Genomic DNA, 18,618 nt, shown 5'->3' on the forward strand with positions numbered 1-18,618 from the left:
TCTGCTCATTTGTATAGTACTTTTGGCGGGGCATTTTACAAACATTAAAGATCAGGGGAATGGAGAATAGATTATTTGGTCAAACGGATATCGGAAAGACCAGAGATAATAATGAAGATGCTTTCCTGGCCGAACGTATTGGCGGAAGCGATTTACTGCTTGCCGTTGTAATTGACGGGGTTGGTGGCTACGAAGGGGGAGAAATCGCTGCGGAGATTGCCCAGACCTGCATCCGAAGAAGCTTGGTTGGATTAGGCAGAGCGGATATTCTTCCAGCACTGATTTCAGCTGTCCGGGAAGCCAATCAGGAGATTTTTACGCATAAAAGCCAGGATCCTGCGTTGGATAAAATGGCTTGTGTACTAACGCTTGTGGTAGCAGATCCGGAACAAAATCAGTTTTACTATGCTCATGTTGGGGATACCCGTCTGTATTTATTGCGGGACAAAGCATTGGTGAAGATTACTCAAGACCAGAGTTTTGTGGGCTTCCTGGAAGATTCGGGCAGGTTGACAGAGGCTGCTGCTATGCAGCACCCTAAAAGAAATGAGATTAACCAGGCGCTTGGCCTGGAAGAAACAGCTCGTCTTCGAAGCGATTTTATCGAAACCGGGCAATCTCCTTTTCTTCCGGGAGATACATTGCTGCTTTGCAGCGATGGCTTGACAGACCGTATTGATAAAGAAAAGATTACCGCTTTGCTGAACCAGGACCATTTGCCTGCAGTGGCGCAAGCTCTGATTGATGCGGCTAATGCCGCCGGGGGGCACGACAATATTACGGTGGTTCTGGTTAAAAATGATAAAACACCTGCACAGCACCAGCCTGCTAAACCTGCTCCAAAGCAGGAAACTGTGGTATCTGTTCAGTCACCTGCTCCGGTAACATCTACAAGGAATCCGGTTAAAGTAGTGAGGAACAGGGGTTGGGTGGCTTTATTGCTGGGGCTTTCAGTAGCGTTGCTGGGGCTTTCCGGATGGTTATATATGCAGCTTGACCTGATACAACATCAGATCCGGCCACTGGCTCCTGTATATGAAAATCCATGGCAGCCCTTACAGCTTGGCCTGGATACGATGAAAAAACCTTTACGAGATAGTGTGTATTATACTGATTCTGTAGCTAAGTCCTTAAAACCGCATGGAAAAAAATCAGTTAGATAGTCATATGCAGAAAAAGGTCGGCAGGGGCAAGGAACGTTTGTTTCTTGGATTGACTGCCATTGTTCTGGTGCTGTTATTTTTTCGCTTGTTTGGCGTATTGCAGCATCGTTTCCAGGGTACGGACCTGAAATTGAAGCAGGGAACCATAGTGAACTTGAATGGAACAGACCCAGTTGGTGGGATTAGCTCGGTTTTGACCCATGGGAATTATGACCTGGACAGCCGAGATATTGCTTTTATTTCAAAAGTGCTGCAAAGCCGCTTTAATGAAGGTGGACATTTTCAGAACATCGGAGAGCTGAATAAACAAAAGTATTATGTCCTTGCTGAGGAGGCCGAGGCAGAAGGAGGAGAATCGTTTAGGAAAAGAGTGCTTTTATCCAGATCTCTTCTGGGTTATGACAAAGATGAAGGGCTTTCTTATGAGGCTGAAAAGACCAGACCTAAGGCTTTGCCTGAAAGTATTGATCTTAAAGCCGGTGCATACGCAATTAATGGAAGGGTTTCAGGAAAGAGTGGAGGCATTGCCGGGGTATTGGTGAAGCTGGAAATGATCCTGCCAAAAGACAGCCTCGACATCCAGCCGCTAACGGCTTTTGTGCGGACAGATGCCGAAGGCAAATTTGAGTTTGGGCATCTTCCTGCAGACAGGGCTTATGAAATTTTGCCTTTGCAACCAGGAAATGAATTTGGTAAGGTACAAGGAGTTGCTGGCCTTCAGGGTAACAAGTCTTTTAACTTTTATCAGAAACCACATACGATCCGCCTGCTCTCTTCCAGAGATTTTAATACGCTAAAGGCTGATGGTGCTTTTATCGTCCGTTCACCTGCACAATTCATTTCTGCTTACTGGACGGTGGCCGGTGTTTTTTTTCTGACCTTCTTGTTGGTTCATGTACTGCTCAGCATCTGGGCTCCAATAGCAGACCAGTTTCTGCTTCCGCTGCTGATGATTTTGACTGGATTGTCTTTGCTGACCCTGATGAGTTTACAGGATCCTCTGAGAGATCGTTTTCTGGCTATAGATACTTTGTATTTCCTTACCGCAGGCCTGTTGGTGATGATGGTGCTTGCCTTAATGAACCTGCGCCTTTTTCATCCGGATTCCAGGTTGTACCGCATGTTTGTATTCCGTACACAGCGGGAAGCGGCGAATGGCTGGCCATGGATTGTGCTTGGAATGCTGCTATTGCTCTGTACCATTGTACTAGGCTCTGGGCCTGAAGGAAGTGGTGTTAAGGTGAACCTGCTTGGGGTACAACCCAGTGAGTTGGTGAAATACCTGGTCATCTTATTTCTTGCTGGTTTTTTTGCACTTAATGAAAGGTTCATTTCCGAATATTCGAGCTGGAGAAAACGCTGGTCTTTCTTTTCTTTTGCACTGGCTGCGATAGTATTGACCTTATTGCTGTTCCTGGCTTTGGGGGATTTGGGCCCGGCTATTGTCATCTGTTTTACTTTTATCATCCTTTTCTCTTTTTCAAGGGGTGATTTTATGATCATGGCGGCTTTTGTAGGTCTGTATATTCTTGCGTCTTTTATTTTTAGTAATGTTTGGATCGTTGCAGCAATTGCTTTTGGAATATGGGTGCTGGTGCAGTTGTTTAAACGGAAATGGGCTAGTGAATCGGCTTTGATGGCCTTGGTGGTTATCACGGCCTTTATGACCATTGATAAAATGCCCTTTCTACACCAGCTTGTACCCGGACCTGTGGAACGTCTGGCAGATCGAAAAGCGATTTGGCAGGATGCCTGGAACAATGAGGTGTATGGAGGCGATCAGGTTGCTAACGGACTTTGGGCTATGGCCAGTGGTGGTTTTTCGGGTCAGGGTACGGGTGAAGGTTATGCTAAAACTATTCCTGAAGCACATACCGATATGATTTTACCGGCTGTAGGAGAAGAGTTTGGTTGGGCAGGTATGGTTTGTATCTTTATTTTGTTCCTGGTATATCTGCATCGGGCCATTCTGATTGGACGGCAAACGGGCAACCCTTTTTTGTTTTACATCTGTGCCGGAATAGGCATCAGTACATTTATACAGTTTCTGCTGATAGCGGGGGGATCTACAGGTGCATTACCCTTGTCAGGTGTTTCTTTGCCATTTGAAAGTTATGGAGGTTCTTCGCTGATAATTAACCTGGTGGCAGCCGGATTTTTGCTCGGTGCTTCCTCTGTTTCGGGAACCAAGGTACAGATGGCGTATCTGACCCGGCAGCAGGATGCGAACCTGGTTCCTGCACTTGTGGCAGCCAGTACAGGAATGATCCTGCTGGTCGTGAATATTGGTGGTTATGCGTTGAATAATCATAAATGGATTGCTAAACCTGCACTGGTGGCTGATAAGAGTGGTATCAGGATGTTTAGTTATAATCCGAGGATTGCGATTTTAATGCGAAAGCTGGAAGCTGGTTCTTTATTTGACCGGGAAGGTCGTTTACTCGCGACAAGTGATCCGCAGTTGGTGCTGAAGCAGAAAGATTTGTTGAATGCTGCGGGTGCCGGGAATTACAACCTGGATTCTGCCATGCATAAACGGCCTGCGCGCTATTATCCTTTTGAGGAACAATTGTTTTTTTGGACAGGAGATGCCAATACAGGTGTTTTTACCGGAGGAATAAACGGATATTTTGGAGAATATGAGCATGCAGCAGAACTTCGTGGTTTTAAGATGCCGGTAACCAGTTATGATGTTACAGCCTCGAAATACCGCGAAGACCGGTTTTTGCCAAGAGGAATAAAGGAGATGACGGTGCAGAAAAGGGATTACAGCGCACTTGTTCCTTTATTGCTTTCGGGCCTGGATAGCGCAGAAATAGCGGCATTGAAACATAAGAACCGAGATGTGAAGCTGGCGGTAGATGCTGCGCTTCAAACGAGTATCCAGCAATCGGTAGCTAAAGACCCTGCATTTAAGGACAGCCGCGTATCGGTGGTGGTAATGGAAGCGGGAACAGGCGATGTTCTCGCTTCTGCAGCTTTTCCCTTACCTGCGGTACACAACTGGGAACAACTCAGTTTAAACCAGGCAGATCAGAATAAACTGGCTGGATGGATCACGAATGCAGATCCAGGTTTTACTATTGCGACTCAACCAGGCTCTACGGCAAAGATCTTAACGGCTATGGCTGCGTTTAATAAACTTGGACCGGGGGCAGCCGATAAGACTTTTTTGGTTAAAGCCAATGAAAGGATCAGGACAAGGGGAGCGGAACCGGATGAAACAGGATTGATCAATATGGAGAATGCTGTGGTAAAATCCAATAATGTATATTTTATCAAACTGGCCAACCAGGAGCATTTACAGGAGCAAATGGGAACTTTGTACCTGAAAACAGGTATGTTCCTTCATGGGGTTGGTGGTTATTATTACAACCGGAAAACCGATAATGAAGCGCAGGAAGCTAAATGGTTTGAGCTGTGGCGGAAGACTGAATTTAAGAGTGCCTATAATCCGAATAATATATACCGGAACCGGGCAACTGGGATCTCCGGGATGGCCTGGGGACAGGGAGAACTGATTGCTACACCTGCCTCGGTAGCGCGGATGGCGGCAGGAATTGCCAACCAGGGCAATTTAAGGCCCAACCGTTATGCTTTGCAAATCAGTGATTCTGCAGTAGTGGTAAAACCATCTGTTCCACTGGCAGATAAGGCCGTTTATGCAAGTTTGCTTACTCAATTTATGGAGGAACAAAGTGCGGGCAAGGCAGGGATATTGGGTATTACAGTAGCAGGAAAAACGGGTACGCCTGAAAGGATCTGGAAACGGAGAAAAATCAATGACGGCTGGTATGTTTTCTTTGCGCCAAGTGCCAAAGGAACTGGAAATACGGTGGTGTGTGTGCGTATTGAGTCAACCAGAGGATCGTCTATGGCAGTGCGGCTTGCTGGAGAACATGTTGTTCCGTTCCTGGTTGAGAAAGGATATATGAAGAGTATTCACTAAATTTAGAAGTATGTTTAACCTGTTTAAAAAAAATAAAGATCAGCGGCCAATGGATGTGAAGGTTCTTCGGGAGGAGATCCTCTATTTTGTTAAAGAGGAGTTGCAGAAACTGGAAGGGGGTGAGGGCAGGAATGTAGAATCGATACAACTTTATGCGGTGGTGCCGGCAGAAGAACAGTATTTGTATGAAGCAGCACTCCACATGCCGGAGCCCCAATTGTTGAAGCAGGAAGTTCAACGGATCTCTGATAATTTTGCTGTTGAGCTTCCCTTGCACTGGATATTGGAGACTGGGCTAAAGGAAAGTTTTCCGGTTGGTGCTGCGTTGTGCCAGGTTCTTCCTTTGTCCTTTTCTTTGAAAATGAAAACTGCAGTTGCAGAGACTAAAGCTCTTACTGCAATTACTGAAAAAAGGGGCAGAACGGCCAGGCTTCAAATATTGAACGGACAGGCAGAAAAGCAAGACTATGTGCTGCGGGCAGACGATGGACGTATCAATCTGGGACGTGAAAAAAATGTACCTATGATCAATGGATCCGTTCGAATCAATGGAATTGCTTTTCCTGGTGATGCGGACCATGCAGGCAATAGATTTGTGAGCCGACAGCATGCGCATCTGGAATGGGATGAAGGCAAAAATGGTTTTATGTTGTTTGCAGATGAAGGTGGCATTCCCCCTGGTAACAAAACAAAGATTAAAACCTTAAAAAGTGAAGATCAGCTGAAGTTGAATTCTGCGGAAGTAGGCTATTTAATGGAAGACGGCGATCAGATCATTCTTGGAGAATCTGTTGTGCTCAGGTTCAACTATACCGCAAAAAAGGAAGATGAATTATAGACACTAAGCTATGGAGAACATTGCACTTGCATTATCCGGAGGTGGATTCAGAGCGGCTTTATTTTCTATGGGTAGCCTGAGTTATCTGAACCGGCTTAAAGTAGGAGACCACAGTTTGCTGCATCAGGTCAAATATATTTCTTCTTCCTCCGGGGGCAGTATTGCCAATTTGGTGTACAGCAGTTATATTTTTCAGGGCAAAACATTTGAGGAGGCCTACGTTAGACTTTGGACAGATCTGGATGGGGAAGATCTGATCAAACGGGCTTTTAAGCTATTGAAAGACGACCGCAAATGGAAACACCGTCACGAGAAAAGCAGGAATCTGGTAAATGCTTTTGCTTTGGCTTATGATGAATTGTTTGAAGGATTGAATTTTGAAATTTTCTCAGATCGTAGTGCAGATCCACATCTGGATGAGATCTGTATCAATGCTACAGAGTTTGCCAATGGGGTTTCTTTCCGTTTCCAGTCCCAGCATCCGGGAAACTATCCTAAAGGAAGGATTGGAAATGCTTATATCAAGTTTAAAGCCCGGGGAATGGCTGCAGCAAAAAAAATGAAACTGGCAGATATCCTGGCCAGTTCTTCCTGTTTCCCCGGTGGTTTCGAACCCGTGGTTTTTCCGGATGATTTTGTATACAAGGGACTTAGTAAACATGAGCTGCTGGAACATCTGGTATATAAATATAGTCCAAGTACCTTACCTAAAGGGAAAGACTGGCTGCATAATCCTGATTTTGATAAGAATACACAATTTTGTCTGATGGATGGAGGGGTTGCGGACAACCAGGGAATTGAGAGTATGGTACTGGCCAATGAAAGGCGAAGGGAGAAACTTGGGGATTTCAGCATGATGATCCTATGTGATGTAACGAGTTATTTCATGGATGCTTATACTTTTCCTACAGAAAATAGAAAACACTGGTATGAAAGGGTCAACATCCAGCAGTTGATCAACCTGCTTAAAATATTTGCAGTATTAAATGCGGGGATGCTGGTGAGTGCTTTTTTGTTTGGCTGGCACAATTGGGTGAGGGTATTGACGATTCCAGGGTTACTGGTTACTTTTCTTTATTTACTAGGTACTTACCGGCTTTTAGATGCAAGGAGAGTGGCTGCAGAAAAACAGAACACCTGGGTGATCGTTTTTTTTAAGTATGTAGATTATTTTCTAAAGGTGAGGATCAGCGCTGTCGAGCAGATGATCATGGCCAGGTTTAAATCGGTGATGATGATGAACACAGACATCTATCTGAAACAGATCCGAAGGCTATATTATGATAAGATCTTTAAGCATTCCAAACTTAAAAAAGTGGCTGTGATGAATTCGATTTATGAATTAAGCAAGGCCAACCAAAAACTGAAAAGGGAAAAACCGAAATTGAAAACCGAGGTGGGCTTTTCAGCAGAACAGCCAGTAATTACGAACATTAAGCCTTCTGAAGCAATGATGGAAGTGGCCGAAAAGGCCAGAACTATGGATACCACCCTCTGGTTTGATGATAACCATACCAAAGACAATCGAAAAGCAGCTATTATTGCAACAGCCCAGTTTACTTTGTGTTACAACCTGATTAATCATTTCAGCCAGCCAGAAAAAGCTATGGCTTTGACCCAGGAGGAAAAGGAACTGAAACGGCTTCTGCTGCAGGACTGGCATTTATTTCATAAAGATCCCTATTTTATGTATAATGATCTGGGGAAACAATTGATTCCCGATTTTACTGCTGCTGTGTAATCATGACTTGGTGTTGCTAAATTGGTTTAATAATTGGCCAATCAGAAGCATTCCGGTCGGGTTCATTTGACTAGATTTAAGGCCAGTATTCATTTATAGATTCCCGAATTTTCGATCATGAAAAGATCAACTCTTTTTATTGCAGTATTGCTGCTGGCAGGTGGATTTGCAGCCCTTGCTCAACGGCATGATTCCCAACCCTCCAGATGGAAGATTCAGCCAGATGGAAGCATTCGCTGGATGATTGATAATGAATTGCCCCACGATGATCATATAGAGATGGCAGGGGAAAAAGTAGCTTTCTGGGTTGCTTATGGTGTAGATAAAGAGAGAAAGACAAAGCTAAGCAGGGTGGTGGTGTTTCCAACCTTCCGGATGCTGCCGGATGCAACCAGAAGCCATATCTCTTATCGTTTTGAAGATAACGAATTACCCAGGTTTTACGTGAAAGGAAAGCAGCTGGATTTTACTGGCGGTACTGGATATGAGGTGAGATCGGTGAGCCAGAAGGGGATTATGCGGATAGTGGGAACCTATGGTTCCCCGGGTATACTGGATGTGGAGAGGAGCTTTTTTCCTTCGGTAGACCAGCCTCTGGCTATTGAAAAGTTTGTTTTTACAAACCGGTCTGCACAAGAATTTCCGGTTTCTATGGAGTATCTAAAAAAGGAGGTTCGAACAGACGCAGCCACGAGTAAGGTTCGCCAGCATTCTATAATTATGGGGACGGTTGGGGACGGAAGTTATAGGATTAAGCCAGGGCAATCTGTAAGCTTTGCTGTGTATTACCTGGCTACAGATTATCCGGAAAATCTGGAAGGAATACAAGTAGAAATTGAAGAACAGAAAAGAATAAACAGAATTAAAGAAATTCAGGATCCGATGAAACTGGAAACGCCTGATAACTTGTTGAATACAGCTTTTGATTTTGCAAAACTAAGAGCAACTGAAAGCATTTATAAAACCAAAGGTGGTTACATGCACGGACCCGGAGGTCTGCAGTACTATGCAGCGATTTGGGCAAATGACCAGGCGGAGTATGTAAATCCTTATTTTGCCTTCTCTGGAGACAGGCTGGGAAAGCTGTCGGCCATGAATTCTTATCGCTGGTTTGCCAGGTATATGAACCCGGATTATAAGCCCATTCCAAGCTCTATTGTGGCTGAAGGCGATGCTGTCTGGAAAGGAGCTGGAGACCGGGGTGATCAGGCGATGATTGCTTACGGAGCTTCAAGATATGCCCTGGCTAATGGAAATATAGACTCTGCCCGTGTGTTATGGCCATTAATTGAATGGTGTCTGGAATACAGCCGCAGGAAAATGAATTCAGAAGGTGTGGTGACTTCAGATAAGGATGAGCTGGAGGGGCGCTTCCCTGCTGGAAAAGCCAATCTGGCAACTAACACGCTATATTATGATGCTTTACGTTCTGCTGTTTACCTGGGGCCGTTGCTCGGTTTGCCCGCATCGAAAACGGGGGCCTACCGTAAGCAGGCAGATGAACTTCGTGAGCATATTGAAAAATATTTTGGCGGAACAGTAGAAGGTTTTGAGACCTATAAATATTACGAAGGTAACGATGTGCTCAGAGCATGGATTTGTTTGCCTTTGACGGTTGGGTTGTACAATAGGAAAGCAGGCACGATTAAAGCCTTGTTTTCCCCAAGGCTGTGGACAGCAGATGGCCTGGCTACACAAGCGGGTCAAGAAACTTTCTGGGACCGGTCTACTTTGTATGCCCTAAGAGGGGTGCTTGAGGCTGGTGAAACAGAAAAAGCGATGGATTTTATTCGATACTATTCTTCCCGTCGTTTGCTTGGAGCACACGTGCCTTATCCAGTTGAAGCTTACCCTGAAGGGAACCAGCGTCACTTATCTGCCGAAAGTGGATTGTATTGCCGGATTTTTACAGAAGGTTTATTTGGAATCCGGCCAACTGGATTTAACAGTTTTAGCTGTACGCCAAGAATGCCAAAAGGCTGGGATACTTATGCATTGCGTAACGTTCATTCCTTTGGCCATATTTTTGATCTGGAGATTTCACGAGCAGGAAGAGACAAACTTAAGATTTGTCTGAGATGCAGGGGAAAACAGAAGGTCTATATGATTAGGGAGGGAAAGACAGGACTGGTTACACTTTATTGAATATAAACAGTTTTGATGTTTACAAATTCGTGGATACCATACAAGCCAAGCTCCCTGCCGTAACCGCTTTGATTAATGCCGCCAAAAGGCAAACGGGGATCTGATTTGACCAGCGAATTGACAAAACAAGACCCTGCATTCAATTGCTCACGTGCAATTTTCTCGCCCAGGCTGTTGTTTCCGGTGAATACAGCAGCGCCCAGTCCAAAAGGGGAATCATTGGCAATACGGATGGCATCTTCAGTGTTTTTGGCAGAAATGACCAAAGCCACCGGACCAAATAATTCCTCTTTATAGGCAGGCATTCCTTTTTTTATACCTGTTAAAATGGTCGGGGTATAGAAGGCGTGGTTGCCTTTGTAATTGGGAATAGCACCACCCAGGATGCATTTGGCACCCGCCTGTATATTGTCTTTAACCTGCTGATGAAGTTCGTCCCGAAGATCTGTTCTTGCCATAGGGCCCAGGTCTGTAGCCGGATCCAAAGGATCTCCTGTGGTTTTGGTAGCCATTTGTAACTTGAATTTTTTAATGAATTCTTTTTCTACGGCTTTAACTACAATAAATCTCTTTGCGGCAATACAGCTTTGTCCGTTGTTGATCAGCCTGCTTTCTGCACAAATGCGGGCGGCCATATCCAGATCTGCGTCTTCGAGGACGATATAAGGGTCACTGCCTCCAAGTTCCAGTACAGATTTTTTAAGTACAGCTGCCGCCTGACTCGCAACTTGCATACCTGCGCCAGTACTACCTGTTAAGGTGACGGCTTTAACCAGCGGATTCTCTATAATTCCTTTTACAGCTTTGCTGCTCACAATAAGGGTTTGAAAGACGTATTTAGGAAATCCCGCTTCGAGAAGGATTTTTTCAATAGCCAGGGCGCATCCAGTTACATTGGAGGCATGTTTAAGTATACCGCAGTTACCTGCCATCAGGCCAGGTGCGAGAAAGCGGAAGGCTTGCCAGAAAGGGAAGTTCCAGGGCATAATGGCTAAAACGATACCCAGAGGTTGGAAACTGACATAGCTTTTATTGGCTTCAGTTGTTGCTGGTTCGTCTTGCAGGAATTTAGCTCCGTTCTGTGCATAGTATTCACATACTTTTGCACATTTCTCAATTTCATCCCTTCCAGGTTGCAGGGGTTTTCCCATTTCTGAAGCCATAAGCTGGGCAAGTTCTTCTTTATACTTTCTAAGTGTTCGAGCGGTTTTATTCAGACAGGATGTCCTTTCTTCAAAAGAGGTGGCTTTCCATTTTTGCCATGTAGCATGTGCCAGATCTATTTTTTTTGTGATACCTTGTGCCGTTTCTTCTTTATACGTTTTAACGGTTTTACCGTTTACCGGATTGATCGATTGTATGCCCATGAGATAAAATTATACATTTAACTTAAAAACAACCCTGGTACGAATCAGGTTTTAAATATATTGTTAAAGTATTTTTCTATTTTTAAGGATATGATTTTATTGGAAAACGAATATGTTAAAGCATCTTTTGATCCCAGGGGTGCGGAACTGAAAAGCTTGTTTCATAAGAAAACAAATCTTGAACACTTATGGAGCGGGGACCCCGCGTTCTGGGGGAAATCCAGTCCGGTGCTCTTTCCTATAGTGGGGGCTTTAAAGGATAACGCCTATTTTTATAAAAACCAACGTTACGAGATGTCCCGGCATGGCTTTGCCAGAGATAAAGTATTCAAATCAGCGCAAATAAATAGACAGGAAGTCCTTTTTACCCTGGAAAGCGATGAGGAAACTTTGGTGAATTATCCTTTTCAGTTTAAACTATGCCTGAGGTATCTTTTGGAGGGGACATCGTTGAGTTGCACTTACGAGGTTTATAATCCGGGTACCGAAGTTATGTTGTTTTCTGTTGGAGGCCATCCGGCTTTTGCTGTTCCTCTACAGAAAGGTGAAGCTTATGATGATTACTTTCTGTGGTTTAACAAAGACCAGTACCTGGTGTACCATAAAATTGAACAAAACCTGATCGACGAGGAAACAAAAAAACTTCTTCTGAACGATGGAAAACTGGAATTGCAGCACGCACTTTTTTATGATGATGCCTTGGTTTTTAAATCTCTGAAGAGTGATCAAATTTCTATAGGTAATAAGAACAATGGGCATGGGTTGCAGTTCTCTTTTGAAGGTTTTCCTTTTTTTGGAATCTGGTCTGCCAAAGATGCTGATTTTGTATGTCTTGAACCCTGGTGCGGTATTGCAGACAGTATTGATCACCATCAACAATTGGAGGAGAAAGAAGGAATCGTGTCATTACCGAGGGGAGAGGAGTGGAAAAGGTCCTGGAGGGTAGACGTATTTTAGTGACGACTTATTACTTTGATCAAAGGTTTCACTATATTTGGCTTTAGATTAATCGCCCTTATGTTTACATCGGATCAAATAAATTCCCAGGAAAGTGAAAGGATCGCAGCTTTAAAAAGGTACGAAATCCTGGATACGCCTCCGGATGCAAATTTTGACAGGCTAACCAGATTTGCCTCAAAATTATTTAATGTCCCCATTGTATTGATTTCCCTTGTGGATGCCGAACGCATATGGTTCAAATCTAAATATGGTGCTGATGTAAACCAGATAAAGAGGCATCCTGGATTTTGTGCCACAACTATATTGAAAGATGAAGTGCATATCATACAAGATGCCCTGGTGGATGAAATGACTGCATCCGATCCCTTGGTAACTGGTGATTTTGGCCTGAGGTTCTATGCTGGTGCACCACTGAAAAATAAGGAAGGGCATAATTTAGGGAGCTTTTGTCTGATGGATAAACAGCCTGGAACATTCACTGAAGAACAGAAAGAGTTGCTTACCGAACTCGCTGGTGTAGCAATCGATCATATTGAAATGCGTTTGATGGCAAGAACAGCAAATGCTCAGCAGAATCAGTTGCTGCAAATTGCAGCCCATGATCTTAAAAATCCGCTCACAACCATTCCAGTCCGGGCTGATTTGATCAAGCTTAAAAAACATGATCCGGATATGGTAGATAAAATGTGTGATCAGATTAAACAGGCCGGATTAAAAATGACCCGAACCATCGATGAATTGCTCACCACCTCGAGTATGGAGTCCGGTAAGATTAATCTCTATACTTTTAAACTCGATTTCGGAGATATTGTAACCCAGATCGTAGAGTCAAACCAGGCACTTGCAGACCATAAGAAGCAAAAAATAGAGTTAAAGATAGAACAGGATTCGCAACTCTATGCTGATGAACAACGGCTAACGGAAATTATTGACAACCTGATCAGTAACGCGATTAAATACTCCCCTTTTGGAGCAGATATTGAAATACAGGTTTTTAACAGGGATAAAAAAGCTGTATTAGCCGTAAAGGATAATGGTCCGGGTTTAACAGATGAAGATAAATCGGGGTTGTTCCAGCGTTTTGCAAGGCTTAGTGCAAAGCCTACCGGCGGAGAGAACTCCTCCGGACTTGGCCTCTCCATCGTAAAACAACTGGTGGAAGCTCATCAAGGAAGAGTATGGGCAGAAAGTAAAGGAAAAAACGAGGGCTCTACTTTTTTTGTAGAGCTCCCGGCTATTAATTAGTTTCTAAACTTAAGCCTTCAGGATGAAGGTTTAAGGCATGGGTAGTCTGTATCCTTAACTTCTCGCATAATTCGCTGTCCTGAGCAAGCGATTGCCCGAAGGATGGAACCATTTTCCTTAATTTCTGTTGCCATTCCTGTGTTTCTAGTTGTTCAGGGAAACAACGTTCCAATAAGTTAATCATAATGGATACGGCTGTAGAGGCACCTGGTGATGCACCAAGAAGCGCGGCAATTGAACCGTCGGCAGCGCTAACAACTTCAGTTCCAAATTCCAGTATCCCACCATGTTCTGCATCTTTTTTAATCACCTGAACACGCTGACCTGCTGTTTCCAGTTTCCAGTCTTCCATTCTTGCATTTGGAAGATACTCTTTAAGTGCATCCAGGCGTGCGTCTGAAGATTGTCTCACCTGATTGATCAGATATTTGGTGAGCGGAATGTTATCCAGGCCTGCAGATATCATTGGCAATATGTTGTTCGCTTTAATAGAAAGCGGAAGATCCAGTAAAGAACCGTTTTTTAAGAAGCGGGTCGAGAAGCCGGCATATGGGCCAAATAAAAGGGCTTTTTTGCCGTCAATCATTCTTGTATCCAGGTGCGGTACAGACATTGGGGGAGAGCCTACAGCAGCTTTTCCATATACTTTAGCATCATGACGTTCAATAACTTCCGGATTGGTGCATTTTAACCACTGTCCGCTTACAGGGAATCCTCCAAAACCTTTTCCTTCAGGAATATCAGATTTTTCCAGTAATGGTAAAGAACCACCACCTGCGCCAATAAACACAAATTTAGCTTTTACTACACGGCGTTTTCCGGTTTGTTCATCCCGTACTTTTATTTCCCAAAGTCCATTGATCTTTCTTAGCTTTTTAACGTCATGGTTAAAGAAAAGGCTTACATTTTCCTTGGTTTTCAGATTGTTGAACATCATTCGGGTTAATGCACCGAAATTGACATCTGTTCCCAAAGTCATGCGGGTGGCCGCCACTTTTTCGTTTTTGTCACGTCCTTCCATCACCAAAGGAATCCATTCATCAAGTTGAGCCCGGTCTTCAGAATAAGTCATTCCTTTAAACAAATGTGACTTTTGTAATTCTTCGTATCTTTTACGAAGGTAGTCTACATTTTCCGCTCCCCATACGAAACTCATATGAGGGATGCTTTTAATAAAAGATTCCGGTGAGTCGATCAAACGGTTTTGAATCAGAAAAGACCAGAATTGTTTGGATACTTCAAAAGACTCGGCAATAGAGATGGCTTTGCTGGTATCTACAGAACCGTCCTTTTTTTGTGGGGTATAATTTAATTCGCAAAAGGCAGAGTGACCTGTTCCTGCGTTGTTCCACGCATCAGAACTTTCTGCTGCGGCTACATCTAAACGTTCAAATATTTCTATGCTTAAATCTGGCTGGAGTTCCTTTAAAAGTACGCCAAGTGTTGCGCTCATAATACCGGCGCCAATTAACACTACATCAGTTGCTTGATCAGATTTATTCGTTATGCTAGTCATGTGATTAATTAAATTGTACAAAAGTACATAAAAACTTGTTTTGACTTTGGTCTGTTTTGTTATTTTAAAGTAGTTTTTGAGGTTTTTTTCTCAAATCTCAAATTTGAAAAGGATCTTCTTAATTCAATAAGCTCAGGAAATTAACAGTGGGTTAATATTAGAAACTCTTTATTTGCAGCTCAGACCGTTTTTAAATAAATCTCTTTAATGAAGCTCAATATTTTTCTTTCCTTTCTACTACTGATCCCCATGGCTGTTTTTTCTCAGGAAAAAGAAATTAAAACAAATGCCCACCCTGAACTGATCCGTGGCCCTTATCTTCAGGCAGCAAGCAGTACGGGAATTGTAGTGCGCTGGCGTACTGATGTTTCCTCTCGCAGCCGTGTCCGTTTTGGAGTTTCGCCGGATCGTCTGGACCAGCAAGTTGATGATACACGCTTGCTAACAGAACATCAGGTTAAACTAAATGATCTGAAGCCTTATACAAAGTACTATTATGCCATCGGCGGTTTTCAGGATACCCTCCAGGTTGGAAAGGACAATTCCTTTATGACCTTGCCTGAACCTGGAAAACGAGGAAAATACAGGATTGCTGCACTGGGCGATTGCGGTGACAATTCGATCAATCAGCGAAATGTGAAGAACCAGGTGATCAAGTATATTGGAGATCAGGAACTCAACGCCTGGATTTTGTTAGGCGACAATGCTTATTCTGATGGTACAGATGCCGAGTTCCAGAGCAAATTTTTCAATATTTACAAAGATGATCTTCTAAAAAAATACCCTTTGTTTCCAACACCAGGCAATCACGATTACCACGATACGGATGTGACCTCAGCTAAAGCACAGGTAACTCATGAAACGGCTTATTATCAAAATTTTTCTATGCCTACCGAGGGAGAGTCTGGTGGAGTCGCTTCTCATACACAAGCTTTTTATTCTTTTGATTTGGGTAATATCCATTTCCTGTCCCTGGATTCTTACGGAAAAGAAGATCAGGCCTACAGGCTTTACGATACACTTGGCCCTCAGGTCAACTGGATAAAAAAAGACCTTGCTGAAAACAAGAACAAAGGATGGGTGATTGCTTACTGGCACCATCCACCTTATACCATGGGATCGCACAATTCAGATAAAGAGGAAGAATTGGTAAAAATTCGTGAAAACTTTATCCGTATCCTGGAACGTTATGGTGTAGACCTGGTCTTGTGTGGCCATAGTCATGACTATGAAAGATCCAGGCTGATGGCCGGACATTATGGACCAGAAGTCACTTTCAATGCGGCGAAGCATAATCTGAGTAGTTCTTCAGGCCGTTACGATGGCGGAACAAATGCTGCGCCTTATGTAAAAGGTCAGGATGCTAAAGGGACTGTTTATGTAGTGAGCGGATCCGCAGGTAAATTAGGTGGCAAACAGAAGTCTTTTCCTCATGATGCCATGTACTTTTCAGATGCAGACCATGGCGGAGCCAGTATGCTGGAAATTGAAGACAACCGTTTGGATCTGAAATGGATTTGTGCCGACGGGCAGATCAGGGACCAGTTCACGATGATGAAAAATGTCAATCAGCACCAGGTGATCCAATTGAAAAAAGGAGAGAAAAAAACTTTAACAGCTTCCTTCGTTGGTAAATATATCTGGAGTTCTTCTCCTTCTTCAGAGAGAAGCCTTGTTGTTTCGCCTGATAAGGACCAAATCTACAGTGTAACAGACGAGTTCAATGTTGTAAAGGATACTTTCGAGGTCCATGTATCAAAATAATCCGAAAAGAGTTATACTGGGATTATTACTGATGATCAGTCTGGCCATTGTTCTTGGATTAAAAAGAGCGCCGGACCAGACTGCACTAATCCATACGATAGCTTATTTTAAAGAAAATTCAAGGGTATTTGCTGCTTCAGCTGGTCGGCTGAAAGCAGCAATTGTTTTGTTAGATGGAAGTACAGAGCATACAGAAAAGGCAAAGCTGGCACTAAAAGAGTGCAGATTGCAATACAAAAGAATCGCATTCTTCCTGGATTACTTCTTTGAAAGTTCGGCAATGATTTACAACCGTCCACCTAAGGTAGAAGTGGAAGAACCTTATATGGAATACCAGGAGCCATCAGGTCTTCAGGTGGTTGAAGCACTCCTGTATGAGGTGGAGCCAGTTCAACATAAGGAAGCTCTGCTGGCCCAGACAGAACTGATTAGCAGTTCGGCCGATGATCTGGGAACGCTGACCTACCAGTTTGAAGCGACTGATCAGGAGATTCTGGAGAGCATAGACCTGGAATTGGTCAGGGTAATGGCCTTGAGCATCTCTGGCTATGACGCACCGGAGCTAAAAAGCGGTATAGAAGAGGCCTATCAATCTTTAGCGGCTATTCACGATGTTTTGCAGCCTTTCTTAAACGATGACGAGGCTTCTCTAAGCCTCATCCGGAATCTAGATAAAACCATACACTTTATCTCTGCTAAGACAGATTTTGATGCTTTTGACCGCATGGTTTTTCTTAAGGATTACGCCATACCACTTCAGGAAGCTTTAATAAAACTAAGGTCAGTGCATAAGTTGTTGCTGTATAGTAAAAGTGCCCTGAATCCAGGAGCAAAACATCTTTTCGATAAGAACGCTATTGACCTTGAAAAGTTTCCTGCCGCAAAATGGAAAAACACTCCGGAAATGGCTACTCTGGGCAAAAGTCTTTTCTTTGAAAAGGCCTTATCGGGAAACCTGAAGAGAAGCTGTGCCAGTTGTCATGAGCCAGGAAAATACTTTACAGACGGTCTTAAAACCAGTCTGGCTTTTGATGGAATACAGCATGTACTTCGAAATGCACCGGGTTTATATTATGTTGGATATCAATATGCCCAGTTCTGGGATGGGCGGGCAAAAAGTCTTCAGGAACAAGTCATAGAGGTGATCCGAAATCCTCTGGAAATGAATGCTGATACAGATCGTGTTGTTCGGAATCTGCAGGATAAGCCTGAATATGTAAAATCCTTTGAGCAGGTTTTCCGAAGCGGTACTCCGATCCGTATAGATCAGGTTGCAGCCGCTTTGTCGGCGTACATGCAAACACTTAGACCATTTAATTCTGCATTTGACCGGTACCTAAAAGGAAATTCCAAGGCGATGACAAAAGATCAGGTAAAGGGTTTTAATATTTTTATGGGTAAAGCACAATGTGGTACCTGTCATTTTATTCCGCTTTTCAATGGGTTAATCCCACCTTTTTATAAACGTACCGAATTTGAAATTCTGGGAACACCCGGAAATGACGACCTAAACCATCCTTTGATAGATAAAGACCGGGGCCGCGCAGATTTCTTTTCCATTGAATATTACAACGGCGCTTTTAAAACTCCAGGCCTCAGAAATGCAGTTATGACAGCCCCTTATATGCATAACGGTGTTTTCAAAGATCTTGAACAATTGATGGATTTTTATAACAAGGGCGGTGGGGCCGGAGTCGGACTAGATTTATCCTATCAAACACTTCCATCTAAACCTCTCGGTTTGACACCTTTGGAGATTAAAGAAATTATCGCCTTTATAGGGGCACTTACAGATCATAAATAGCTATTTGTATAAATTCTTAAAAAAAAGTTGATTGTAATTAATGTAAATTATAGAAAAGAAATATATTTTTACATTATAAAATCAAATATTAACCTTTATGTTATGAGTTATGTATAAATATAAGAT

11 protein-coding genes are annotated in these 18,618 nt (G+C 43.4%); 9 read left to right on the plus strand and 2 right to left on the minus strand.

Going from position 1 to position 18,618, the window contains the following annotated elements; translation table 11 throughout:
• Window positions 1-59 precede the first annotated feature (59 nt).
• The 5 genes from DBR11_RS05240 to DBR11_RS05260 all read left to right on the plus strand — a co-directional run bounded on the left by DBR11_RS05240 (window position 60) and on the right by DBR11_RS05260 (window position 9,836).
• Complete coding sequence (locus tag DBR11_RS05240; RefSeq protein WP_108550552.1) at window positions 60-1,163, plus strand: PP2C family serine/threonine-protein phosphatase; 1,104 nt, start codon at window positions 60-62, stop codon at window positions 1,161-1,163.
• Complete coding sequence (locus tag DBR11_RS05245) at window positions 1,141-5,112, plus strand: FtsW/RodA/SpoVE family cell cycle protein (RefSeq protein WP_233260649.1); 3,972 nt, start codon at window positions 1,141-1,143, stop codon at window positions 5,110-5,112. Before DBR11_RS05240 ends, DBR11_RS05245 begins: the two co-directional genes overlap by 23 nt.
• 10 nt (window positions 5,113-5,122) lie before the next feature.
• Entirely contained in the window at window positions 5,123-5,950 is an 828-nt protein-coding gene (locus DBR11_RS05250; protein WP_108550553.1) for an FHA domain-containing protein, read from the plus strand.
• Window positions 5,951-5,960: 10 nt separating this feature from the next.
• A complete protein-coding gene (locus DBR11_RS05255; RefSeq protein ID WP_108550554.1) occupies window positions 5,961-7,691 on the plus strand; it encodes a patatin-like phospholipase family protein in 1,731 nt (576 codons plus the stop codon).
• Window positions 7,692-7,808: 117 nt separating this feature from the next.
• Window positions 7,809-9,836: a hypothetical protein gene (locus DBR11_RS05260; protein ID WP_199233764.1), complete on the plus strand. Its 2,028-nt coding sequence runs from the start codon at window positions 7,809-7,811 to the stop codon at window positions 9,834-9,836.
• On the opposite strand, the gene DBR11_RS05265 is transcribed toward DBR11_RS05260, so the two are convergent.
• Entirely contained in the window at window positions 9,830-11,203 is a 1,374-nt protein-coding gene (locus DBR11_RS05265; RefSeq protein WP_108550555.1) for an NAD-dependent succinate-semialdehyde dehydrogenase, read from the minus strand. The two genes, DBR11_RS05260 and DBR11_RS05265, sit on opposite strands and share 7 nt — an antisense overlap.
• Window positions 11,204-11,293: 90 nt before the next feature.
• Here DBR11_RS05265 and DBR11_RS05270 point away from each other — a divergent pair, with 90 nt between their 5' ends.
• Both DBR11_RS05270 and DBR11_RS05275 read left to right on the plus strand, forming a co-directional pair.
• Window positions 11,294-12,160: an aldose 1-epimerase family protein gene (locus tag DBR11_RS05270; RefSeq protein WP_108550556.1), complete on the plus strand. Its 867-nt coding sequence runs from the start codon at window positions 11,294-11,296 to the stop codon at window positions 12,158-12,160.
• Window positions 12,161-12,220: 60 nt separating this feature from the next.
• Window positions 12,221-13,408, plus strand: coding sequence for a GAF domain-containing sensor histidine kinase (locus DBR11_RS05275; RefSeq protein ID WP_108550557.1), 1,188 nt, complete (start codon window positions 12,221-12,223; stop codon window positions 13,406-13,408).
• On the opposite strand, the gene DBR11_RS05280 is transcribed toward DBR11_RS05275, so the two are convergent.
• A complete protein-coding gene (locus DBR11_RS05280) occupies window positions 13,401-14,987 on the minus strand; it encodes a malate:quinone oxidoreductase (RefSeq protein ID WP_255564059.1) in 1,587 nt (528 codons plus the stop codon). The two genes, DBR11_RS05275 and DBR11_RS05280, sit on opposite strands and share 8 nt — an antisense overlap.
• A 144-nt stretch (window positions 14,988-15,131) precedes the next feature.
• On the opposite strand from DBR11_RS05280, the gene DBR11_RS05285 reads away from it, so the two are divergent.
• Both DBR11_RS05285 and DBR11_RS05290 read left to right on the plus strand, forming a co-directional pair.
• Complete coding sequence (locus tag DBR11_RS05285; RefSeq protein WP_108550559.1) at window positions 15,132-16,688, plus strand: metallophosphoesterase family protein; 1,557 nt, start codon at window positions 15,132-15,134, stop codon at window positions 16,686-16,688.
• On the plus strand, window positions 16,675-18,492 hold the full coding sequence (locus tag DBR11_RS05290; protein ID WP_199233765.1) for a cytochrome-c peroxidase: 1,818 nt from the start codon (window positions 16,675-16,677) through the stop codon (window positions 18,490-18,492). The genes DBR11_RS05285 and DBR11_RS05290 overlap by 14 nt, the downstream gene beginning before the upstream one ends.
• Window positions 18,493-18,618 lie beyond the last annotated feature (126 nt).

The organism is Pedobacter sp. HMWF019 (assembly GCF_003061025.1).
GTDB lineage: Bacteria > Bacteroidota > Bacteroidia > Sphingobacteriales > Sphingobacteriaceae > Pedobacter.